The sequence below is a fragment of the Rahnella sp. PAMC25617 genome, assembly GCF_050606005.1.
Classification (GTDB): Bacteria; Pseudomonadota; Gammaproteobacteria; order Enterobacterales; family Enterobacteriaceae; genus Rahnella; species Rahnella variigena.
This window is the reverse complement of the sequence record NZ_JBOCUM010000006.1, coordinates 638,646-661,388: the sequence shown is the minus strand read 5'-3', so window position 1 is coordinate 661,388 and position 22,743 is coordinate 638,646. Positions and strand designations below refer to the sequence as shown.

At 50.7% G+C, this 22,743-nt stretch carries 17 protein-coding genes and 6 tRNA genes; 5 read left to right on the top strand and 18 right to left on the bottom strand.

The annotated features are described in order from the left end of the window. Positions 1-64 precede the first annotated feature (64 nt). From lnt to miaB, 5 genes are all read right to left on the bottom strand, one after another. Complete coding sequence (gene lnt, locus ACM615_RS09140) at positions 65-1,594, bottom strand: apolipoprotein N-acyltransferase (RefSeq protein WP_431011790.1); 1,530 nt, start codon at positions 1,592-1,594, stop codon at positions 65-67. A gap of 6 nt (positions 1,595-1,600) precedes the next feature. After that, on the bottom strand, positions 1,601-2,479 hold the full coding sequence (gene corC, locus ACM615_RS09135; protein ID WP_015698153.1) for a CNNM family magnesium/cobalt transport protein CorC: 879 nt from the start codon (positions 2,477-2,479) through the stop codon (positions 1,601-1,603). Positions 2,480-2,579: 100 nt separating this feature from the next. Beyond that, complete coding sequence (gene ybeY, locus ACM615_RS09130) at positions 2,580-3,053, bottom strand: rRNA maturation RNase YbeY (protein WP_120160339.1); 474 nt, start codon at positions 3,051-3,053, stop codon at positions 2,580-2,582. Then, the gene (locus ACM615_RS09125) at positions 3,050-4,126 is read right to left on the bottom strand and encodes a PhoH family protein (protein ID WP_113876055.1); all 1,077 of its coding nucleotides are present in this window, start codon (positions 4,124-4,126) and stop codon (positions 3,050-3,052) included. The genes ybeY and ACM615_RS09125 overlap by 4 nt, the downstream gene beginning before the upstream one ends. 324 nt (positions 4,127-4,450) lie before the next feature. Beyond that, on the bottom strand, positions 4,451-5,875 hold the full coding sequence (gene miaB / locus ACM615_RS09120) for a tRNA (N6-isopentenyl adenosine(37)-C2)-methylthiotransferase MiaB (RefSeq protein ID WP_112287667.1): 1,425 nt from the start codon (positions 5,873-5,875) through the stop codon (positions 4,451-4,453). Between the two features lie 187 nt (positions 5,876-6,062). Here miaB and ubiF point away from each other — a divergent pair, with 187 nt between their 5' ends. Continuing rightward, positions 6,063-7,247 carry a 3-demethoxyubiquinol 3-hydroxylase gene (gene ubiF / locus ACM615_RS09115; protein WP_112287644.1) on the top strand — a complete coding sequence of 395 codons (1,185 nt, stop codon included), beginning with the start codon at positions 6,063-6,065 and terminating at the stop codon, positions 7,245-7,247. Positions 7,248-7,346: 99 nt separating this feature from the next. Here the strand turns inward: ubiF and ACM615_RS09110 are convergent. The 11 genes from ACM615_RS09110 to nagB all read right to left on the bottom strand — a co-directional run bounded on the left by ACM615_RS09110 (position 7,347) and on the right by nagB (position 14,440). Beyond that, positions 7,347-7,421 (bottom strand) — tRNA-Gln (locus ACM615_RS09110). Positions 7,422-7,465: 44 nt separating this feature from the next. Next, positions 7,466-7,542 (bottom strand) — tRNA-Met (locus tag ACM615_RS09105). A 92-nt stretch (positions 7,543-7,634) separates the two neighbouring features. Beyond that, positions 7,635-7,709, bottom strand: a tRNA-Gln gene (locus ACM615_RS09100). A gap of 70 nt (positions 7,710-7,779) precedes the next feature. After that, positions 7,780-7,854: transfer RNA gene (locus ACM615_RS09095), tRNA-Gln, on the bottom strand. Between the two features lie 23 nt (positions 7,855-7,877). Next, positions 7,878-7,962, bottom strand: a tRNA-Leu gene (locus ACM615_RS09090). Positions 7,963-7,970: 8 nt separating this feature from the next. Next, positions 7,971-8,047: transfer RNA gene (locus tag ACM615_RS09085), tRNA-Met, on the bottom strand. A 228-nt stretch (positions 8,048-8,275) separates the two neighbouring features. Next, positions 8,276-9,940 carry an asparagine synthase B gene (gene asnB, locus ACM615_RS09080; RefSeq protein ID WP_129638374.1) on the bottom strand — a complete coding sequence of 555 codons (1,665 nt, stop codon included), beginning with the start codon at positions 9,938-9,940 and terminating at the stop codon, positions 8,276-8,278. A 362-nt stretch (positions 9,941-10,302) separates the two neighbouring features. After that, positions 10,303-11,055 (bottom strand): HAD-IIA family hydrolase, encoded by a 753-nt coding sequence (locus tag ACM615_RS09075; RefSeq protein WP_113876248.1) that lies wholly within the window; start codon positions 11,053-11,055, stop codon positions 10,303-10,305. A 57-nt stretch (positions 11,056-11,112) separates the two neighbouring features. Further along, complete coding sequence (nagC, locus tag ACM615_RS09070) at positions 11,113-12,336, bottom strand: DNA-binding transcriptional regulator NagC (protein ID WP_431011789.1); 1,224 nt, start codon at positions 12,334-12,336, stop codon at positions 11,113-11,115. A gap of 20 nt (positions 12,337-12,356) precedes the next feature. Beyond that, positions 12,357-13,496 carry an N-acetylglucosamine-6-phosphate deacetylase gene (nagA, locus tag ACM615_RS09065; protein WP_113876050.1) on the bottom strand — a complete coding sequence of 380 codons (1,140 nt, stop codon included), beginning with the start codon at positions 13,494-13,496 and terminating at the stop codon, positions 12,357-12,359. A gap of 143 nt (positions 13,497-13,639) precedes the next feature. After that, a complete protein-coding gene (gene nagB / locus ACM615_RS09060) occupies positions 13,640-14,440 on the bottom strand; it encodes a glucosamine-6-phosphate deaminase (protein ID WP_112287648.1) in 801 nt (266 codons plus the stop codon). Between the two features lie 501 nt (positions 14,441-14,941). Here nagB and nagE point away from each other — a divergent pair. From nagE to chiQ, 4 genes are all read left to right on the top strand, one after another. Next, a complete protein-coding gene (gene nagE / locus ACM615_RS09055; RefSeq protein ID WP_112287649.1) occupies positions 14,942-16,888 on the top strand; it encodes a PTS N-acetyl glucosamine transporter subunit IIABC in 1,947 nt (648 codons plus the stop codon). Between the two features lie 193 nt (positions 16,889-17,081). Beyond that, a complete protein-coding gene (glnS, locus tag ACM615_RS09050; protein WP_132965154.1) occupies positions 17,082-18,752 on the top strand; it encodes a glutamine--tRNA ligase in 1,671 nt (556 codons plus the stop codon). Between the two features lie 448 nt (positions 18,753-19,200). Continuing rightward, positions 19,201-20,622 (top strand): chitoporin ChiP, encoded by a 1,422-nt coding sequence (chiP, locus tag ACM615_RS09045; RefSeq protein WP_132965156.1) that lies wholly within the window; start codon positions 19,201-19,203, stop codon positions 20,620-20,622. Positions 20,623-20,635: 13 nt separating this feature from the next. Beyond that, positions 20,636-20,977: a ChiQ/YbfN family lipoprotein gene (chiQ, locus tag ACM615_RS09040; protein WP_165353136.1), complete on the top strand. Its 342-nt coding sequence runs from the start codon at positions 20,636-20,638 to the stop codon at positions 20,975-20,977. A gap of 183 nt (positions 20,978-21,160) precedes the next feature. Here the strand turns inward: chiQ and fur are convergent, their stop codons facing one another. After that, positions 21,161-21,616: a ferric iron uptake transcriptional regulator gene (gene fur / locus ACM615_RS09035; protein WP_015698140.1), complete on the bottom strand. Its 456-nt coding sequence runs from the start codon at positions 21,614-21,616 to the stop codon at positions 21,161-21,163. 313 nt (positions 21,617-21,929) lie between these two features. Next, entirely contained in the window at positions 21,930-22,457 is a 528-nt protein-coding gene (gene fldA, locus ACM615_RS09030) for a flavodoxin FldA (protein ID WP_112287653.1), read from the bottom strand. Between the last annotated feature and the right edge of the window lie 286 nt (positions 22,458-22,743).

Below are 22,743 nucleotides of genomic sequence, written 5' to 3'. Positions count from 1 at the left end.
ACAGGGTGCGACATAAAAGAACAGGCACCCGGAGGTGCCTGTTTTCACTGCGAAATGCGTTTACTTAGGATTTACGACGGCCAAGCCACAAGGCGGCGCCCGCCATCACTACTGTTGCGAACCATACCGGCCACCAGCCCACCCGGGCATACGGTGTCATACCGGTTGTCGGTGTGACTTTCACGTTCAGCACCTGACGGGTGAATTGCGGGATTTCGTGTGTCACATCGCCCTGCGCATTCACCACGGCGGTAATGCCGTTGTTGGTGCTGCGCAGTAACGGGCGACCCAGTTCGAGCGAACGCATACGTGCCATCTGGAAATGCTGCCACGGGCCGATGGAATGTCCGAACCAGGCATCATTGGAAATCGTCAGCAGGAAGTTAGTGTCCGGTTGCAGGTTATCACGCACCTGTTCACCGAAGACCACTTCATAACATATTGCCGTGGTCAGATTCAGGCCGCTGACCACCAGCGGTTTTTGCACGTAATCACCACTGGTCAGTCCTGACATCGGCAAATCAAAGAACGGTGCCAGAGGGCGAAGAATGGCTTCAAGCGGCACGAATTCACCGAACGGCACCAGATGATGCTTGTTGAAACGATTTTCGTCGGGATAGCGATACGGCTTTTCCCCGCCGAGCACGATGGCGCTGTTATACACCTTCATGCCTTCTTCGTTACGGCGCGCATCGATAATGCCGGTGATGAGTTGGGTGCCGTGTGAGCGATAGATATTATCTACCATGCTCAGGAAACCTTGCTGATCGGATTCAATGTCTGAAATCGCCGATTCCGGCCAGATGATCATGCTGGATTTGCCCACGTACGGACGGCTGAGATCCAGATAGGTCTGCAATGCACTTTCCAGCGCCTTTGGATCCCACTTCATCGACTGCGGAATATTGCCCTGAACCAGTGCCACATCGACCGTTTTATCGGTCTGTTCCTGATACCAGTGGATATAACGCAACGGCCACGGCAGCAGCAACATAGCAACAGCAATGAGCCCCGGCGTGATGCGACGCTGATGTACCGCATACACAATCAGGCCGCTCAGCGAAGTGAGCAAAATCGTGATGCCATCGACGCCAGTGATGGGGGCAAGGCCTTTAAGCGGGCCATCGATTTGGCTGTAACCAAACTGTAGCCACGGGAAACCGGTCAGTACCCAGCCGCGCAGAAATTCAGTCATCTGCCACAGGGCGGGCGCGCCAAGAGCCAGTTTCCACCAGGTGGTTTTTGGCCACAGTTTGCTGAACAATCCGGCAAACAGCATGGTGTACAGCGACAAATAGGCTGCCAGCAACACGACGAGGAAAAGGTTAATCGCTTCCGGCATGCCGCCAAAGGTGGCGATACTGACATACACCCAGTTTACGCCGCTGCCAAACAGTCCCATCCCCCAGAAGAAGCCGATCAACGCGGCCTGACCCGGACGGCGATCGAGCGTTAATGCCAGCAGACCGCACAGCGAAATAATCGCCGCAGGCCAGAAGTCATAAGGGGAAAATGACAGCGTGCCACAGGCACCGAAAAAGAGCGCCAGCAGGGCGCGAACCCGCTGGCGTTGATATAAAGAGGCAATTGCCATGGAGAATTATTCTTCCAGTATCGGTTGCGGCGCGTCGTCCGGTATTTTTACGTGAACCTGAATGATACGGCGGCTATCGGCCATCGCAACCTTGAACAGGTAACCGTCAATTTCAATGCTTTCGCCACGCGCCGGTAAATGGCCAAATGACTGCATCACCAGACCACCAATGGTATCGACTTCGTCGTCACTGTAGTGGGTCTGGAACACTTCATTGAAATCTTCAATCGGCGCCAGGGCGCGGACGGTATACGTATGACGGCTGAGCTGGCGAATATCCAGATCTTCCGCTTCGTCGTACTCATCATCGATTTCGCCGACGATCAGTTCGAGAATATCTTCGATGGTGACCAGGCCGGAAACGCCGCCGAATTCATCCACGACAATCGCCATGTGGTAACGCTGGGAGCGGAATTCTTTCAGCATGCGGTCTACGCGTTTGCTTTCAGGAACAACGACCGCGGTTCTCAGCACTTTATCGATGCTGAAGGGTTCAGACTCTGTGCGCATAAACGGCAACAGGTCTTTGGCCATCAGGATGCCTTCAATGTGATCCTTATCTTCGCTGATCACCGGGAAGCGTGAGTGTGCGGATTCGATGATGACATCGAGGCACTCTTCCAGCGGCTGATTGCGTTTTAGCGTGATCATCTGAGAACGGGGGATCATGATGTCCCGCACGCGCTGCTCGGCGATATCCATCACGCCTTCCAGCATGTCCCGGGTATCGGGGTCGATCAGATCGTTTTGTTCTGAATCACGGATCAGCTCAACCAGATCGCCACGGTTTTTAGGTTCACCGTGAAAAAGCTGGCTAAGGATAAGGGAAAAGAAGCCCTTCTTGGGACTGGGGCTGTCACTATTTTGTGAATGGTCATCGCTCATGGCGTTTGGTTTTTTTTACTCGTAGTTAGTGAAAATTATGCGAAACGCCTGCGGATGATAAACCTTCACCGGGCAGGCGCTGCGCGAGTTTACTGATAAATCAGTGGTCTTCTTTCTCTGAAATGTACGGATCTGGATAACCCAAACCCTGCATGATTTCAGTTTCAATCGATTCCATTTCTTCGGCTTCTTCGTCAACGATATGGTCATAGCCCAGCAAATGCAAACTGCCGTGAATCACCATATGCGCCCAGTGGGCCAGAAGTTCTTTATCCTGCTCTTTCGCTTCTTTTTCAACGACCTGACGACAAATAATCAGGTCGCCAAGAAGTGGCATCTCCATACCCGGAGGTGCTTCGAACGGGAAGGATAACACGTTGGTCGGTTTATCCATGCCACGATACGTCATATTCAGTTCATGACTTTCGGGGATATCGACCAGACGGATGGTCACTTCCGATTCTTCCTGAAATTGTGGAAGAACAGCTTCGAGCCATTTTTGAAAGTCATTTTCAGACGGTAAACCTGCGGGTTCTTCGCAGGCAATTTGTAAATCGAGAATTACCGTATTCATTGACCGGCCTGTTGTGTTGAGCTGTTCTGGTGTTCATGTTTACGCTCTGCGGCAATCGCATCGCGGCGTTTTTGGTCTTCTTCTTCCCAGGCTTCGTACGCGACAACAATGCGCGCCACCACCGGATGACGGACGACGTCCTCACTGTGGAAGAAGTTGAAGCTGAGTTCTTCAACGGAAGACAGCACTTCAATGGCATGACGAAGCCCTGATTTCTGATGACGCGGCAAGTCGATTTGCGTGACGTCACCGGTGATCACCGCTTTGGAGTTAAAACCAATACGGGTCAGGAACATCTTCATCTGTTCGATAGAGGTGTTCTGGCTTTCATCGAGAATAATAAAGGCGTCGTTCAGCGTACGGCCACGCATGTAAGCCAGCGGGGCGACTTCAATGACGTTGCGCTCAATCAGTTTTTCCACTTTTTCAAAGCCGAGCATTTCGAATAATGCGTCATACAGCGGGCGCAGGTACGGGTCGACTTTCTGGCTGAGATCGCCCGGCAGGAAGCCCAGCTTTTCACCGGCTTCAACAGCAGGGCGGGTCAGCAGAATACGGCGTACTTCCTGACGCTCCAGCGCATCCACCGCAGCAGCCACGGCCAGATAGGTTTTACCCGTACCCGCAGGACCAATCCCGAAGGTGATATCGTGGTCGAGGATATTAGCGATGTATTGCGCCTGATTTGGCGTGCGCGGCTTCACCATCCCGCGTTTGGTTTTGATAATGACCGCTTTGCCGAAATCCGGCACGCTTTCTGCGGTTTGTTCCAGCACCCGGCTTTCTTTGATCGCCAGATGGATTTTTTCAGGGTCGATATCCTGGATTTCACCACGCAGCGGCGCAGTGTCTACGTATAAATCACGCAGGATGTCGGCGGCTGCCGCAACAGGCAGACTCTTTCCGACCAATTTAAACGCGTTATCACGACGGTTGATTTCAACGCCCAACCGGCGCTCCAGTTGTTTGATATTGTCATCAAACGGCCCGCACAGGCTCAGCAAACGCTGGTTGTCTTCGGGCTCCAGTAAAATCTCTTGTGTTACAACGTTCAAACGAATCCTTTGGGTCACTTCGGACCAGTTTACCCTTCATTCTGAAGCTACAGAGTGTGTTGGCTGCATTCACTCGACTTTATGCAACTCGAATTATTACGGGTACGTTTTATGAAACACCCGGCTGATTACTGCTTTCAGCCGTCAACCATACCTGACTTAATAATACATGCCCTTGGCAAAATATGCTGCGCCGTGGCAGCAGTTGCAGGGACCTTCATCCGGATATGCGGCCTTTGCTGGAAAATTAAACCCTTGTGATGAAGGTATTAGCGAAAATTTCAAAAGAAACAGGACGCCGGAGCGCCCTGTCGATATCGGGTCATACATCATTACTATGGTTCAGGGTTGATACATTCCAACGCCCAATTCATTTTCTTTACGGGTACGTTCGATGACCGATTGCGGAGATTCATGCAGGCGCAGCGCCATCTGTTCTTCGGTGCGGACAACCACACCGCGCAGTGAGTTGGCATACACATCGACAATTTCGACATCCACGAACTTACCGATCATATCCGGCGTGCCTTCGAAGTTGACCACGCGGTTACATTCGGTACGCCCGGTCAGCTCCATAATGTCCTTGCGGGACGTGCCTTCCACCAGAATGCGCTGAACGGTGCCCAGCGTGGCGCGGCTGAAACGCATGACCTGCTGAGTGATTCTGTCCTGTAACAGCGCCAGACGCTGTTTCTTCTCGTCCATGCTCACATCATCCACCATGTCCGCCGCCGGTGTGCCAGGGCGCGGAGAGTAGATGAAGCTGAAACTGACGTCGTAATTGACCTGTGCGATCAAATCCATTGTGCGTTCAAAATCTTCATTGGTTTCGCCAGGGAAGCCAATGATGAAATCTGAACTGAAATGAATATCAGGACGCGCAGCGCGTAACTTACGGATCGTCGATTTGTATTCCAGCACCGTATGAGGGCGTTTCATCATGGTCAGAATGCGGTCGGAACCGCTCTGAATCGGCAGATGCAGGAAGCTCACCACTTCCGGCGTGTCTTTGTAGACATCAATAATGTCATCGGTAAATTCGACCGGATGACTGGTGGTGAAACGGATACGGTCGATGCCGTCAATGGCCGCCACCAGACGCAGCAGCTCAGCGAAGGTGCAGATGCCGCCGTCAAAAGAATCGCCGCGATACGCATTGACGTTCTGGCCCAGCAGATTGACTTCACGTACGCCTTGCGCGGCCAGCTGGGCGACTTCGAACAGCACGTCATCGCACGGGCGGCTGACTTCTTCGCCGCGGGTATAAGGCACCACGCAGAAGCTGCAATATTTGTTGCAGCCTTCCATGATGGAAACGAAAGCGGTCGGGCCGTCGGCGCGCGGTTCCGGCAGCCGGTCAAATTTTTCGATTTCAGGGAAACTGATATCGACGACAGGACTTTTAGTGCCACGCACATGGTTCACCATTTCTGGCAAGCGGTGCAGGGTTTGCGGGCCGAAGACGATATCAACACAAGGCGCGCGTTTACGCAGCATTTCGCCTTCCTGCGAGGCTACACAGCCACCGACGCCGATAATGATATCCGGATTTTTCTTCTTCAGTAATTTCCAGTGTCCGAGCAGGCTGAAGACTTTCTCCTGCGCTTTTTCCCTGATTGAGCAGGTGTTCAGCAGCAGAATGTCTGCTTCTTCAGCGTTATCCGTCAGCTGGTAACCATGGGTGCTGTCGAGAAGGTCAGCCATCTTAGATGAATCATATTCATTCATCTGGCAGCCCCAGGTTTTTATGTGCAGTTTTTTAGTCATCAGCGTGTCAGTACTCAATACGGGGAACGTGAGATCGGCAATGCCGCAGTGCAAAGCATAGTTCAGGGGCGCTATTGTAAACCCTCACTCCGGTGCTGACCAGTGCAGGAAAGCAGCTTAGGCCCTGATGCTGACACAAAAATCCGGTACACTTCGCATAATGAACTGAACAGAAAGCCGGAATAAAATGAATAATTCTGAGAAGACATTTGATGCAGTAATTGTCGGCGGCGGCATGGTCGGCGCAGCTGCGGCGTTGGGGCTGGCAAAACAAGGTCTGCAAGTCGCACTGATAGAGAATGAAGCGCCCGCCGGATTTGATCCGTCGGCACCGGCTGATTTGCGTATTTCCGCCATTGGCTGTGCATCCGCCCGCTTTTTACAGAAACTGGGCGCATGGGAATCCGTTGAGAAAATGCGCTCAGTACCGTACCGCCGCCTGGAAACCTGGGAAGTGGACGGTTCTGAGGTGAAATTTGACGCGCAATCCCTAGGATTACCGGAGCTTGGATTCATGGTCGAAAACCGTGTATTGCAGCTTGCGTTGTGGCAGCAGTTCGACGCACTCACCAATCTGACGCGTTTTTGTCCGGCAAAGTTACGCCATCTTTTGCAGCACGATGATAAAACCTGGTCGCTTCAGCTGACCACGGGGGATTTGTTGCGTACGAAACTGGTGATTGCCGCCGACGGGGCGAACTCACTGGTACGCCAGCTGGCGGGCATTGGCGTGGATGGCTGGGAATACCGCCAGCACTGCATGCTGATTAACGTTGAAACTGAAACGCCGGATCAGGACGTCACCTGGCAGCAATTTTTCCCTTCCGGCCCGCGGGCGTTTCTGCCTCTGTTCGGCAATCAGGCCTCGCTGGTCTGGTATGACAGTCCGCAGCGTATCCGTTATCTGAAAACGCTGAATATGCAGCAGCTCACAACAGAAGTGATGCAGGCGTTCCCTGCACGACTGGGCACGGTCAAAGCGTTATCCGCAGGGGCGTTTCCACTGGTTCGCCGTCATGCTCAGCGTTACGTGTTACCGGGGCTGGCGCTGGTGGGTGACGCGGCGCATACCATTAATCCGCTGGCAGGGCAGGGCGTGAATCTGGGATATCGTGACGTGGAAGCATTGCTCTCAGTGCTGGAGAAAGCGCGGGATCATGATGAGGCGTGGAGCAGTGAAAAAGTGTTGTTACGCTATCAGCGTCAGCGTCGTCTGGATAATTTGCTGATGCAAAGCGGCATGGATTTGTTCTATACCGCCTTCAGCAACGATCTGCCACCGGTGAAAGCGTTGCGTAATCTGGCGTTAATGACCGCACAGCGTGCCGGCGCACTGAAAACCAAAGCACTGAAATATGCTTTAGGGATTTAATCAGCTCAGGGCAAACCGGAGAAATACTGGTTTGCCTTTCTTTTTTGCTGACTAAAAGACAAATAGCAAAAAGCCCGCACGAGGCGGGCTTTCTTAATGTGGCTGGGGTGCCAGGATTCGAACCTGGGTATGCTGGTATCAGAAACCAGAGCCTTACCGCTTGGCGACACCCCAATTTTATTTCTCACTACCTTTTGAGCAGTGTACTGCAAGTAAAATGGTGGCTACGACGGGATTTGAACCTGTGACCCCATCATTATGAGTGATGTGCTCTAACCAGCTGAGCTACGTAGCCAAATTTTACTGACTTACTTCAAAACTTCAAGCACTAATTTAACTAACTTAATAATAAATTTCAAGTGCTTACCAATTATACAGAAAGAAGTATGGCTGGGGTACCTGGATTCGAACCAGGGTATGCTGGTATCAAAAACCAGTGCCTTACCGCTTGGCGATACCCCAACAGTACAACTTCTTCAAATTGGATTTTCCTCACAAACACATCAGTAACGCAATGTGAAAGATAAGAAAATGGCTGGGGTACCAGGATTCGAACCTGGGAATGCTGGTATCAAAAACCAGTGCCTTACCGCTTGGCGATACCCCAACTGTGCTACCGATGTCTGGAAATGGTGCGGGAGGCGAGACTTGAACTCGCACACCTTGCGGCGCTAGAACCTAAATCTAGTGCGTCTACCAATTTCGCCACTCCCGCAAAAAAGATGGTGGCTACGACGGGATTCGAACCTGTGACCCCATCATTATGAGTGATGTGCTCTAACCAACTGAGCTACGTAGCCATCTTTTTTCGCGCTACCTTCATCGGCGTTGCGGGGCGCATTATGCGTATATGACCGTTTTGCGTCAACACCTTTTTTGGAGAAAAAGCCCTGATGGCGTCCATTTGTCTGGCTTATAACCACTCTGGTGATTAATTGGACAAAAGACATTATTTTTAGTGGCTTTACCCACAAAAAAACGGGCCATAACAGGCCCGTTTGTTACAAGGAGATTTACCAGGGAAGAGATTATTTGTAGGCGGACTGGTGCACGCCAACAGCACGCCCGGATGGATCGTCCATGTTTTTGAACGCTTCATCCCACTCAATCGCTTTCGCAGAAGAACAGGCCACAGAAGGGCCGCCAGGCACGCATTCCGCCGCGCTTGGGACCGGGAACAATTCTTCAAAAATCGTGCGGTACAGGTAGCCTTCTTTGGACGTCGGCGTGTTGTACGGGAAACGGAAATGCGCAGTTTCGAGCTGTTGATCGGTGATCTGCTGAGAGGCCACTTCTTTTAAAGTATCGATCCAGCTATAACCTACGCCATCAGAGAATTGTTCTTTCTGACGCCATGCCACGCTGTGTGGCAGATATGACTCGAAACATTCACGCAGGATATGTTTTTCCATCTTGCCGTTGCCGCACATCTTGTCTTTAGGGTTGATACGCATCGCAACGTCGAGGAATTTTTTGTCCAGGAACGGTACGCGGGCTTCCACACCCCAGGCTGACATGGCTTTGTTGGCACGCGCACAGTCATACATGTGCAGGGCCAGCAATTTACGCACGGTTTCTTCGTGGAATTCTTTGGCGTTTGGCGCTTTATGGAAATACAGGTAGCCGCCCAACACTTCGTCTGCGCCTTCGCCAGATAACACCATTTTGATGCCCATCGCTTTGATTTTACGCGACATCAGATACATCGGCGTTGATGCACGGATAGTCGTCACGTCGTACGTTTCGATGTGATAGATAACATCACGGATAGCATCCAGACCTTCCTGCACGGTGAAATGAATTTCGTGGTGCACGGTACCTAAATGGTTAGCGACTTCCTGAGCTGCGCGCAGATCCGGAGAACCTTCCAGACCGACCGCAAAGGAATGCAGTTGCGGCCACCAGGCTTCGCTCTGATCTTTATCTTCGATACGACGACCGGCAAATTTCTTGGTGATCGCGGAAATCACGGAGGAATCCAGACCACCTGACAGCAGCACGCCGTATGGCACGTCAGACATCAGATGGCTTTTCACTGCTTCTTCCAGCGCATCTTTCAGCGCCGCAGCGTCAGTGACGTTGTCTTTGACGTTTTCGAAGTCAAACCAGTCACGTTGGTAATATTCGCGAATTTCACCGTCCTGGCTCCACAGATAGCTGCCTGCCGGGAATTCTTTGATGGTGCGGCAAACCGGCACCAGCGCTTTCATTTCAGAAGCGACATACATGTTGCCGTGTTCGTCGTAACCCATATACAGCGGAATGATGCCCAGATGGTCACGGCCAATCAGGTACGCGTCTTTTTCTGTGTCATACAGAATAAAGGCGAACATGCCTTGCAGTTCATCGAGGAAAGCAGGGCCTTTCTCCTGATACAGCGCCAGAATAACTTCGCAGTCAGATGCGGTCTGGAATTCATATTTATCGCCCAGTTCTGCGCGCAGAGCCTGGTGGTTGTAGATTTCGCCGTTAACAGCCAGAACGTGAGTGTGTGCTGCGTTGTACAGAGGCTGTGCGCCGTTGTTCACGTCAACGATGGACAGACGCTCGTGCGACAGAATCGCTTTATCGCTGGCAAACACGCCGGACCAGTCTGGTCCGCGGTGACGCATCAGGCGCGACAGTTCCAGCGCTTTTTTGCGCAGCTCGACGGAGTCAGTTTTGATATCGAGCACACCGAAAATTGAACACATATTGCTTTCTCCCTAACGACGTTTCTCTGGCTGTCATTTTTACGTTTATGAATGAGGATCAACGTTGCCGTTCTTGCAGTTTTAACCGGCGGTTGTTGCGTTGCTGACTATGAAAATGCGTCAAAACCCCCATGTTGTGCAAGTGGTTTAACGCTCTTCTGATAAATAGTTGGTAGAGGGAGGGTGATCTTTAACGAATCATCATTTTTATGGCGTTTTCTTTAGCGAATTCTTAATTTAATTGCCAAAAATTGAGGAGGATTCAAAAAAATAGAAAAGTGGATAAAAATCAGGCGGCAAGACGAAAAAAAACGAGCCGGGAGTCAAATCCGGGCTCGTTTTCATAGACTTATCAGTGGCCGTTAAATTACGTCAATATCGGCAACGGAAGGATAAATCCAGGTCGGGCGGAATGGCATTCCCTCAATATCATTGAGCGTGGAAACGCCGGACAGCACCAGAATGGTTTCCAGACCGGCCTGGAAGCCCGCCAGTATGTCGGTGCGCAGATTGTCACCCACAATGACCGTCTCTTCGGAATGCGCCTGCATTTTATTCAGCGCCGAGCGGATGATCCACGGGCTTGGCTTGCCGACGTAAAACGGCTGGCGTCCGGTGATTTTTTCGATAGGTGCGCATAACGCGCCACAGGCCGGGACAAAACCGTGTCCGTGATTATCCGGATTGGTCGCGATAAAGCGTGCGCCGTTAGCCACGAAATACGCGGCTTTATGGATCATATCCCAGTTGTAAGAACGGGTTTCGCCAACAATCACGAAATCAGGATTGATATCGGTAATGGTGAAACCAGCTTTATACAGTTCATGAATCAATGCGCCTTCGCCGACGACATAGGCTTTTTTGCCTTCCTGGCGTTTCAGGAAATCGGCGGTCGCCATCGCGGAGGTGAAAAATGCACTTTCAGGCACTTCAAGACCGGCTGCGCTGAAGCGGTTAGCCAGATCCTGCGCTGTCTGGGAAGGGTAGTTAGTGAGGATAACTAACGGCATTCCCTGTTCCTGAATTCGCGCGAGAAAACGGTCGGCGCCGGGTACTGCGGTATTGTCGTGCAACAGCACGCCATCAATGTCACAAATTACGTTCTTTATTGTCATGATTTCCAAACCCACATTTTCAGTCCCATTCCTGGCAGCCTGATACTATAGCACGTCTCAATTTTCCATCAGACGCTGCAACAGAACGCCATTCAGCATCGCCCGTTTGACCAGCGCAAAAGCGCCAATCGCAGACTGATGATTCAGGGCTGACGTCACTACGGGTAAATTGCGGCGGAAATCCTTCAGAACCTGCGCATTAATACAGTTCTGAATCGCAGGAAGCAGTACTTTGTCGGCCTCCGTGATTTCACCGGCAATCACCACTTTTTGCGGATTAAACAGGTTAATGGCAATCGAAACGCCTTTACCCAACTGGCGCCCCACATGCTCAATGACTTCGGTGGCTAGCGCATCGTGGCGATTGGCGGCCTTACAAATGGCGGAAATCGAACAGTCTTCCAGGCTCAGTTTGCTGGCATAGCCTTGCGTAAGCAGGTGGCGCACACGATTTTCGATGGCGGCGTTGGCCGCAACGGTTTCCAGACAACCGAAATTACCGCAATGACAGCGTTCGCCCAGCGGATCAATTTGGATATGCCCGATTTCCCCCACATTGCCGTTGCTGCCCAGGAAAATCTGCCCGTTAACGATGATCCCGGCACCTGTACCACGGTGTAAACGAACCAAAATCGAGTCCTGACAGTCGCGGGTCGCACCGAAATAGTGCTCAGCCAGCGCCAGACTGCGGATATCGTGGCCAACAAAACTGGTGACTTTAAATTTTGCCTCCAGCGCATCCACTAATTTCCACGCACCGACGCTGATATGCGGCATGTAGCGCACAATTCCTTTATTAGGATCGACCAGCCCCGGAAGGATGACAGAAATGGCAATCAGTTCGCGGATTTTACGCTGATTCAGCTCGATGAACTGGGCAATAGCCTCGAACAGCGCGTTCTCCAGCGTTTCCTGAGTGCGCTCGGGCAGGGCGTAATATTGTTCAGCCAGCGATTTGGCACTGAGATCGTAGAGGGTAATCGTTGCATCGTGGCGGCCAAGGCGCACCGCAATAGCGTGGAAAGGGCGGGTTTCAGTAATGATGGAAATTGCGCGGCGGCCTCCCGTGGAAGCCTGCTGATCCACTTCTTTGATCAGCCCGCGCTCAAGCAATTGCCGGGTAATTTTGGTGACACTGGCGGGTGCCAGCTGGCTCATGTCGGCAATCTGAATGCGCGAGATGGGCCCTTGCTGGTCAATCAGGCGGTAAACGGCTGCGCCGTTTAACTGCTTAACCAGATCAACGTTGCCGATTTGTGCCTGCTGTCCGCCAGTTGTCATCAATGCTGTTATCCGCTCAATTAAACTTCGTCACCATTAACGATAGTTTTTGTGATTTTAAAATCATGAGTGAACGCGGTGAGGTTGGCGACTTTACCTGCTTCGATGCTGCCAAGCTGATCTTCAAGACCAATGGCGCGAGCCGGATAAAGCGATGCCATACGCAGCGTTTCATCCAGAGCTATTCCGACATGTTCGACGCTGTTTTGCACCGCTTCGATCATCGTCAGCGCAGAGCCGCTCAGCGTACCGTTTTCGTCCACACAGAGTCCGTCACGGTAGTATATTGTTTTACCGGCAAAAATGAACTCATCAATATTCGCACCCGCTGGCGCGGTGGCATCAGTGACCAGCACCAGCTTCTCGCCTTTGAGCTTTTTCGCGTTACGGATATTGGCCCAGTCCACATGCAAACCATCTGCAATCACACCGGTATACACTTCAGGCGTATCGAAGATTGCACCAATAAGGCCAGGCTGACGACCGGTAATGGCGGGCATTGCATTATAAAGGTGCGTCGCAAAGCTGATACCTGCCGCAAAACCGGCACGGGCTTCAGCATACGTTGAATTTGAATGGCCTGCGGAAATCACGATCCCTGCATCACGCAACTGGCGGATATATTTCGCATCAACCTGTTCCGGTGCGAGCGTCAGTTGGGTAATTACATCAGCATTCGCGCACAGGAAATCAATCATGGCGCTGTCTGGCAGGCGGATAAAGGCTGGATTATGCGTGCCTTTTTTTGCCGGGCTGAGGTATGGCCCTTCCAGATGCAGACCCAAAGCCTGGTTCGGATACTTTTCCAGATACGTGCGCATCACGCTGATACCGTGTTTCATGTAGTCGTCGCTACAAGTGATCAGCGTCGGTAAGAAACTGGTACAGCCGGATTTTTCATTGGCTTTCTGCATGATTTCTAACGTTTCTACTGAAATGGCTTCCAGAGAATCGTTGAACTGCACGCCGCCACAACCATTAAGTTGCAGATCGATAAATCCGGGGGCAAGAATGGCGCCGTCCAGACTGCGGGTTTCCACATTCGCCGGCAATTCACTCACCGGGCAGACACGTTCGATTTTGCCATCGGCAATCACTACCGCGTGGTTATCCAGAACGTCATGACCGGTATAGACCCGGCAGTTCACTAATGCGTACATCATGCCCCCATTCCCCTAAATCCTTTGAGCCGCAGCAGCGTTGGCTACCTTCACTCACTCCGGTCACTTACTTGAGTAAGCTCCCGGAGACTCGTTCCGTTGCCGCCTTGCTGCAACTCCAATGCTTTCGGGGACTCAGTTAATTAAAGGTTCTTCATATTTTCCGCTTCTAACTCGCGGAAATATTTAACAGTTTTGACTTTCAGTTCCATGGTGGAAGGTTCATCACACACCATAACGGCTTTTGCGTGTAATTGCAGGCAACTGATGGTCCACATGTGGTTGATATTACCTTCAACAGCGGCTTCCAGCGCCTGCGCTTTCGCGTGACCAGTAACCAGAATCATCACTTCTTCCGCATCCAGCAGCGTACCCACGCCAACGGTCAGGGCGAATTTTGGCACCTGAGACACATCGTTGTCGAAGAAACGGGAGTTCGCGATACGGGTTTCATGGGTCAGGGTTTTGATACGCGTACGTGAAGCCAGGGATGAAGCCGGTTCGTTGAACGCGATATGACCGTCGTTACCCACGCCACCCATGAACAGGTTAATTTTGCCGTAAGACTTAATTTTCGCTTCGTACTGGCGACATTCTTCGTCGACGTCGGGTGCATTACCATTCAGCAAGTTGATATTTTCGCGTGGAATATCAACGTGATCAAAGAAGTTTTTATACATGAAGGTATGGTAGCTCTCAGGGTGTTCCTGCGGCAGACCCACATATTCATCCATGTTAAAGGTGACGACGTTCTTGAAGCTAACCTGGCCTGCTTTATGCATGGCGATTAAATGTTTGTAAGCTTCGAGAGGGGTACCACCAGTAGGCAGGCCCAGAACGAAAGGACGGTCGGCGGTAGGTTTGAAAGCGTTAATACGTTCAACGATATGACGTGCAGCCCATTTGCCAACTTCAGTGGTGGTGTTTAAAGGAATAAGTCTCATCACGTACCTCTAGTTTCAGAATATTGAATATACTGTTGATATCCTTTGTCCTTGACGCTGCAGGGGCGTTGGCTGCTCTCGCTCACCCGAATCACTTACCTGTGTAAGCTCATCGGGATCCACTCGATTGCCGCCTTCCTGCAACGTCAATGACTGCGGATATACGTAGTCAAAGTAAAAACTAAGTTCGTCAGTTCAAAGGCGGTCTTGTTAAGCGTAAACCACCGCGGCGGTTTATGACTGGCACAATGCCGTCTAGATTTTTTTAATGATAAAATAAGTTTTGTGTGTTGACCAGTCTGATGGCATGTTATGACCTCTTTTTGGTGACATTTCTCACAAAAAGAGAGGTTTTAATTTGCGATACGAAATAATCTTTTTACACTCGCAGTGCTGTTAGTTATAAGTGCAGTTGGTTAAATCGGAACGGTAAATGTAAAGGTAGTAACCATACTAATTAAACTACTTAGGTGATTCGCCTGACGGCGGATAGGGGGAAATGTGAATATTCTTGGATTCTTTCAGCGTTTAGGCAGAGCGCTACAGCTGCCGATAGCCGTACTGCCGGTCGCTGCTTTACTGCTGCGTTTCGGTCAGCCTGATCTTCTTAATATGCCTTTCATCGCGCAAGCCGGTGGCGGGATTTTCGATAACCTCGCATTAATTTTTGCTATTGGTGTGGCATCCAGCTGGTCTAAAGACAATGCGGGTGCAGCAGCATTAGCCGGTGGTATTGGTTACTTCATCCTGACTAAAGCGATGATCACCATCAACCCTGCGGTAAACATGGGCGTGCTGGCCGGTATTATCACCGGTCTGGTGGGCGGTATGGTTTACAACCGCTGGTCTGATATCAAACTGCCTGACTTCCTGAGCTTCTTCGGTGGGAAACGCTTCGTTCCTATCGCAACCGGCTTCTTCTGTCTGATTCTGGCCGCTATCTTCGGTTACGTCTGGCCTCCGGTGCAGGATGCAATCCGTGCGGGCGGGGAGTGGATCGTAGGTGCTGGCGCATTCGGTGCAGGTATCTTTGGTTTCGTTAACCGTTTGCTGATCCCAACCGGTCTGCATCAGGTTCTGAACACCATCGCATGGTTCCAGATTGGTGACTTCACTAACGCTGCAGGTACTATATTCCACGGTGACATCAACCGCTTCTACGCGGGTGACGGCACTGCAGGGATGTTCATGTCCGGCTTCTTCCCAATCATGATGTTCGGTCTGCCAGGCGCAGCCTGTGCCATGTACTTCGCTGCACCGAAAGAGCGTCGTCCGTTAGTAGGCGGTATGCTGGTGTCCGTCGCGGTGACTGCATTCCTGACCGGTGTGACCGAGCCATTAGAATTCCTGTTCATGTTCCTTGCTCCGTTGCTGTACTTAGTGCACGCCATCCTGACCGGGATCAGCCTGTACATCGCAACCGCTCTGGGCATTCACGCAGGCTTCTCCTTCTCTGCAGGCGCCATCGACTATGCATTGATGTACAACCTGCCAGCAGCAAGTAAAAACGTCTGGATGTTGCTGGTGATGGGTGTGATCTTCTTCATCATCTACTTCGTTCTGTTCAGCGTTATCATCCGTATGTTCAACCTGAAAACGCCAGGTCGTGAAGACGACGTTGATCATATCGGTGAGCCTGAAGCAAACAGCAACACTGAAGAAGGTCTGAATCAGCTGGCTGTGAGCTACATCGGTGCTCTGGGTGGTTCTGATAACTTCAAAGGTATTGATGCCTGTATTACCCGTCTGCGTCTGAACGTGAAAGATGCCGGCACCGTTGATGACGCCGCATGTAAACGTCTGGGCGCATCAGGTATTGTTCGTCTGAACAAACAAAGTATTCAGGTTATCGTCGGCGCTAAAGCAGAATCTCTGGCAGATGCCATGAAGAAAGTGATGGCGCGTGGCCCGATTGCTGCCGGTGTCGTTACGCCAGTGGCTGCGGTTAAAGCAGCGCCGCAGGCTGTGCCAAACAGCGTCAAAACCGTCGTAGAGACGCTGGTTTCGCCGGTTACCGGTGACATCGTTGCGCTGGATCAGGTGCCTGATGAAGCATTTGCCAGCAAAGCGGTCGGTGATGGCGTCGCTATTCGTCCGACAGACAAAATCGTCGTTTCTCCTGCGGCCGGTACTGTGGTGAAAATCTTCAATACCAACCATGCGTTTTGCCTGGAAACCACTTCCGGCGCTGAAATCGTGGTGCATATGGGGATTGATACGGTTGCACTGAACGGTCAGGGCTTCACCCGCCTGGTTGAAGAAGGTGCAACGGTCGTCGCTGGTCAGCCTGTACTGGAACTGGATCTGGATTATCTGAACGCCAATGCGCGCTCAATGATAAGCCCGGTTGTGGTCAGCAACATCGACGATTACACCGGTGTGATTTCTCTGGCCAGCGGCTCAGTGGTTGCCGGTCAGACCAAACTGTTCGAGATCCAGAGTAAGTAACTCTGTTGATTGATTCACAGTAGAAAGCCCTGTCGCGGGAAGAGAGTAATCTCTTCCCGCGTTTTTATTGCTTCTAAGCAGAAGTCATGCAGATAACCACGATTTTATGCAACTAACGGTTGTTTCCTTACGTGGCTTGTTGGAACATAAGCGGTTATCCGTAGAGTCAAATGTCGCGTAGAGGAATTGCACAATGAGTGAGGCAGAAGCCCGCCCAACAAATTTTATCCGTCAGATTATTGATGAAGATCTGGCGACCGGGAAACACAATACCGTTCATACCCGTTTCCCGCCTGAGCCTAATGGCTATCTGCATATTGGTCATGCGAAATCTATCTGCCTGAATTTTGGCATCGCGCAAGACTATCAGGGGCAGTGCAACCTGCGTTTTGACGATACCAACCCGGCAAAAGAAGATATTGAATTCGTTGAGTCCATCAAACACGACGTGCAATGGTTAGGTTTCGACTGGAGTGGTGATATTCACTATTCTTCAGACTATTTTGATCAGCTGCACGCCTATGCGCTGGAACTGATCAATAAAGGTCTGGCGTATGTTGATGAACTGTCTCCTGATCAGATCCGCGAATACCGTGGTTCCCTGACCTCGCCGGGTAAAAACAGCCCGTATCGCGATCGCAGCGTAGAAGAGAACATCGCGCTGTTCGAAAAAATGCGTAACGGCGAATTTGCTGAAGGCGCTGCGTGTCTGCGTGCAAAAATCGATATGGCTTCGCCATTCTTCGTGATGCGTGATCCGGTAATTTACCGTATCAAATTTGCAGAACACCATCAGACCGGCAACAAATGGTGCATCTACCCGATGTACGATTTCACCCACTGCATTTCCGATGCGCTGGAAGGGATCACCCATTCACTGTGTACGCTGGAATTCCAGGACAACCGTCGTCTGTACGACTGGGTGCTGGATAACATCAGCATTCCATGCCATCCGCGTCAGTACGAGTTCTCCCGTCTGAATCTCGAATACTCCATCATGTCCAAGCGTAAGCTGAACCTGCTGGTGACGGATAAAATCGTTGAAGGCTGGGATGACCCGCGTATGCCGACCGTTTCCGGTCTGCGTCGCCGTGGCTACACTGCCGCGTCTATCCGTGAATTCTGCCGTCGTATCGGCGTGACAAAACAAGATAACAACGTCGAAATGATGGCGCTGGAATCCTGTATTCGTGACGATCTGAACGAAAACGCACCGCGCGCCATGGCGGTTATCAATCCGGTTAAAGTGATCATCGAGAACTTTACCGGTGATGACGTGCAGATGGTGAAAATGCCGAATCATCCGAGCAAGCCGGAAATGGGTACCCGCGAAGTGCCGTTCACGCGCGAAATTTACATCGATCAGGCTGATTTCCGCGAAGAAGCGAACAAACAGTACAAGCGTCTGGTGCTGGGCAAAGAAGTTCGTCTGCGCAATGCGTATGTGATCAAAGCGGAACGCATTGAGAAAGACGCAGAAGGCAATATCACCACCATCTTCTGTTCTTACGATATCGAAACGCTGAGCAAAGATCCCGCTGATGGCCGCAAGGTGAAAGGTGTGATCCACTGGGTTTCTGCGACAGAAGGTAAACCGGCGGAATTCCGTCTGTATGACCGTCTGTTCATCGTGGCGAATCCTGGCCAGGCAGAAGACTTCCTGACCACGATCAACCCGGAATCGCTGGTGATTGCTCACGGTTTTGTTGAGCCTTCTCTGGTGGCTGCTCAGGCTGAAATCAGCCTGCAGTTCGAGCGTGAAGGTTACTTCTGCGCCGACAGCCGCTACTCAAGCGCTGACAATCTGGTGTTCAACCGTACCGTTGGTCTGCGTGATACCTGGGAAAGCAAACCCGTCGTGTAATTGCCTCTGAATGGCTTGTTTGAACGACTGATGAAACGCAGCTCCGGCTGCGTTTTTTTTATGTCTGCTATTTCTGTCTGCTAGTAATGACAGGTGCATGGTGATTTTGTTTTTCATCGCGAATTAATGTATTTTTGATGTTTACTTTTAAACCCTGTTTTTTGTGTGCTGAAACGTTTAAATGAAAGCTTAAAATTTACAATTTACTGATTCTATTATTTATTTTTATCAACTCTCTGCCTGACCCTTTCTTAAAGCTTTTTGTTACACTTTTTCATCTTTATGTGCACTTAGTCATACTTCGGCGATCAAGGAGTAATTACTCATTGATAATTCGCGTCGCGAAAAATACTCTTGATCATGAATTAACCGGTTACGCCTTTGGCGGCCGCTTTTAATACCCGTTTGGGTTTTGTTGGTATTTTTTAGTCAAAGATGAGGAATTTCTATGCACAAGCACCTTAACAGGGGCAGGGGATCGGCTTACCTGAAACCTGCACTATATTCTCTTGCCGGCACCTTATTGGGTGGCGGAATGATGTTTTCTGAAGATGCCAAAGCGGCAGGTTTTATTGATGATTCGACGCTGACCGGCGGTGTGTATTACTGGCAGCGTGAGCGTGACCGCAAGGACATGGATCCGGCGAGCGACAACTACAAAGACTACACAACCAACCTTTCGCATTCTACCGCAAACCTGAATCTCGATTTTTCTTCCGGCTATGCCTGGGACATGTTTGGTATTGATATCGCAGCCTTTACGGCGATTGAAATGGCCGAAAGCAGCGAAAGCGGACATCCCAACGAAATCGCTTTCTCCAACAGCAACCGTGCCTACGACGAAGATTACTCCGGCGATAAAAGTGGGGTCAGCCTGTACAAAGCCGCCGGTAAATTTAAATACGGCGGATTCTGGGGACATGCCGGCTACATCCAGCCAACGGGCCAGACACTGATTGCGCCGCACTGGAGCTTCATGCCGGGAACTTACCGCGGCGCGGAAGCGGGCTACAAGCATGACTTCGGTGATCCGGGAGAGTTGAGTTTCTCCTACATGTGGGCGGACGAATATAAATCTCCGTGGCATCTGGAAATGGATGATTTCCGCCAGAACGATAAGAAAACGGGCGTTTCGTACATCCACTCTCTTGGAGCGAAATACGACTTCAAAAACGACTTTGTGCTGGAAGGCGCTTTTGGTCAGGCTGAAAGTTACGTCGATCAGTATTTTGCCAAAGCGTCTTACAAAATCGATCTGATGGGCAATCCGCTGACCACCAGCTACCAGTTCTACGGTGCGGAAGATCGCATCAGCAATAAGAACGATCCGAACAGCTTGTATGACGGGATGGCCTGGTTGCAGGCGCTGACTTTCGGTTACACCACCGGTCAGTTTAACTGGCGGCTGGAAGGTACGATGGTCAAAGCGGAAGGTAATCAGGGCTACTTCCTGCAACGTATGACCCCGACGTATTCCTCCTCCAACGGTCGTCTTGACGTGTGGTGGGATAACCGTTCGGACTTCAACGCCAACGGCGAGAAAGCGGTGTACGCCGGCGTACTTTACGATCTGGCGAAATGGGATCTGCCGGGCTTTGCCGTCGGGGGTTCTTACGTTTACGCGTGGGACGCCAAACCGAGTACCAATGCCGCTTATGACCAGAGCCAGCGTCTGAAAGAGACCGCCTGGAGCCTGGATGCGCTTTACACCATTCAGGAAGGCCGCGCTAAGGGGACATTGTTCAAACTGCATTACACCCAGTACGACAACCACTCGGATATTCCGAGCTGGGGCGGGGGTTACGGCAACATATTCCAGGATGAAAAAGACGTGAAATTCATCGTTATTGCTCCATTCACTATTTTCTGAGGTCGTTATGTCGATGAATAAATTACTGATGATGGCGGTATCTGTTGTTCTGCTGGCAGGCTGTGCGCCAACGGCCGATCAGGCTCAGATTTCGCAAACGCGTGAAGACTACCGCGCGTGTATTAATTCTTCAGAAGGTAATCCGGACAAACTGGCGACTTGTCAGGTGTTGCTGAACAAGCTGAAACAGGAAAAAGAACACCAAAAATTTGCGGAACAGGAAACAGTACGCGTGCTGGATTACCAGCGCTGTCTGACGGCGCGCAAAACCGGTGATGGTCAGGCATATGCGGCGGATTGCGGTAAAATCTGGCAGGAAATCACATCCAATAACGCGCCTGTAATGGCGAATTAATAGCAGATTTTTGTAAAAGCCTTAGCTGGCAAAATCATCATTATCAAAAGCGAAACCCCGGCTTGCCGGGGTTTTTTACGTCGGTAAGCGGCGTCTGTGTTCGGGGTGAAACGCAGACATAAAAAAACCGCTTTCCAGCGGTTAGTTTATTTAGAGTATTTGCGACAATCGAAGCTGTGCAAATTAATGCGCAGGTTTGTCATTGTGCAAAGATTCATCTTCACGGCAGTCGCCTGCTTCACAGTGACCGTACAGGTACAGACTGTGGTTGGTCAGTTTAATGCCATGTTTTTTAGCAATCTCACGCTGACGACCTTCAATATATTCGTCACGGAATTCAATCACACGACCGCAATCCAGGCAGATCAGGTGATCGTGGTGATGTTGCTGAGTCAGTTCGAATACGGACTTGCCGCCTTCGAAGTTATGACGGGTGACGATACCAGCATCATCAAACTGGTTCAGAACACGGTAAACCGTGGCCAGACCAATTTCTTCGCCCATATCAATCAGTTGCTTGTACAGATCTTCCGCACTAACGTGATGACCTTCCGGCGCTTGCAGCACTTCCAGGATTTTGAGGCGCGGAAGCGTGACTTTTAAGCCGGCTTTCTTCAGTGCGGTGTTGTTGTCAGTCATGCGGATTCAGTCCTGTTACTATGTGCTAATCAAGTTGAGGCATGCAGCCTGTGGCATCGGCGGCACAAAATTGTTCGTTTACTGTTCTTCGTTTAAGGGAAGTGTGCCCATTCTCGTAAACGACAGCCTGTTAATAAAGATCACAAATTGCCTGTCACATTAATAATGCAACGACTTGATCGATAGAAAAAACAGATGAACTCAGTGTACCTTGATACGACCAAAAGTTACAATTTTGTAGCGGTTAAATTGTTAATTTCAGTAATAGTTTGGCCCTTCAATTGTAGAATAAATCCTCAGGGCCAACAGGGTTTTAGCCGATAATTTCTGAAAGGCTGAGTTCTTCTGTGATCTGTTTCACCCACGCATCAACACGTTCAGCGGTCAGTTCCGGCTGACGGTCTTCGTCAATTGCCAGTCCGATGAAGTGCTTATCATCTGCCAGGCCTTTGGATGCTTCAAAGTGGTAACCTTCAGTTGGCCAGTGTCCGACAATCACTGCGCCGCGTGGCTCAATGATATCGCGCACGGTACCCAGTGCATCGCAGAAATACTCGGCATAGTCTTCCTGATCGCCGCAGCCAAACAGGGCAACCAGCTTACCTTCGAAATCTATCTCTTCGAGCGACGGGAAAAAGTCATCCCAGTCACACTGCGCTTCACCGTAATACCAGGTTGGAATTCCGATCAGCAAAATATCGAATTTTTCCAGATCCTCTTTGCTGCTCTTCGCAATGTCATGCACCTCAGCCACATCTTTACCCAATTGTTTCTGGATCATTTTAGCGATGTTTTCGGTGTTACCTGTATCGGATCCAAAGAAGATACCTACAACGGCCATAAGATTATCTAACCTCTTGTTCTAAATGAAGTGCCCTGCATTGCAGGCAATAATAGCGAAGATGATACCAAACTCGCGAGGCGGAGAATATGCTTCTGCTCGCCTTCTTAACTGGGGAATAAGTTTATCGGGCAATATTTTAAAGTGTTATCGCCATCGTGTGCTTATCAACCACAGAGTTCCTGAGGTCATAAGCAAAGTGAAGAAATATACCGGCTCCTTCCTTAAGTTTATGCATGTCCCGCCGATAGATGATGCGAGAGCAATCTCAACATAATAAAGAAAT

Excerpts from the sequence above, each read along its gene's own strand:
- lnt (WP_431011790.1), bottom strand. The coding sequence starts at position 1,594 with ATGGCAATTGCCTCTTTATATCAACGCCAGCGGGTTCGCGCCCTGCTG.
- corC (WP_015698153.1), bottom strand. The coding sequence starts at position 2,479 with ATGAGCGATGACCATTCACAAAATAGTGACAGCCCCAGTCCCAAGAAG.
- ybeY (WP_120160339.1), bottom strand. The coding sequence starts at position 3,053 with ATGAATACGGTAATTCTCGATTTACAAATTGCCTGCGAAGAACCCGCA.
- miaB (WP_112287667.1), bottom strand. The coding sequence starts at position 5,875 with ATGACTAAAAAACTGCACATAAAAACCTGGGGCTGCCAGATGAATGAA.
- ubiF (WP_112287644.1), top strand. The coding sequence starts at position 6,063 with ATGAATAATTCTGAGAAGACATTTGATGCAGTAATTGTCGGCGGCGGC.
- asnB (WP_129638374.1), bottom strand. The coding sequence starts at position 9,940 with ATGTGTTCAATTTTCGGTGTGCTCGATATCAAAACTGACTCCGTCGAG.
- ACM615_RS09075 (WP_113876248.1), bottom strand. The coding sequence starts at position 11,055 with ATGACAATAAAGAACGTAATTTGTGACATTGATGGCGTGCTGTTGCAC.
- nagC (WP_431011789.1), bottom strand. The coding sequence starts at position 12,336 with ATGACAACTGGCGGACAGCAGGCACAAATCGGCAACGTTGATCTGGTT.
- nagA (WP_113876050.1), bottom strand. The coding sequence starts at position 13,496 with ATGTACGCATTAGTGAACTGCCGGGTCTATACCGGTCATGACGTTCTG.
- nagB (WP_112287648.1), bottom strand. The coding sequence starts at position 14,440 with ATGAGACTTATTCCTTTAAACACCACCACTGAAGTTGGCAAATGGGCT.
- glnS (WP_132965154.1), top strand. The coding sequence starts at position 17,082 with ATGAGTGAGGCAGAAGCCCGCCCAACAAATTTTATCCGTCAGATTATT.
- chiP (WP_132965156.1), top strand. The coding sequence starts at position 19,201 with ATGCACAAGCACCTTAACAGGGGCAGGGGATCGGCTTACCTGAAACCT.
- chiQ (WP_165353136.1), top strand. The coding sequence starts at position 20,636 with ATGAATAAATTACTGATGATGGCGGTATCTGTTGTTCTGCTGGCAGGC.
- fur (WP_015698140.1), bottom strand. The coding sequence starts at position 21,616 with ATGACTGACAACAACACCGCACTGAAGAAAGCCGGCTTAAAAGTCACG.
- fldA (WP_112287653.1), bottom strand. The coding sequence starts at position 22,457 with ATGGCCGTTGTAGGTATCTTCTTTGGATCCGATACAGGTAACACCGAA.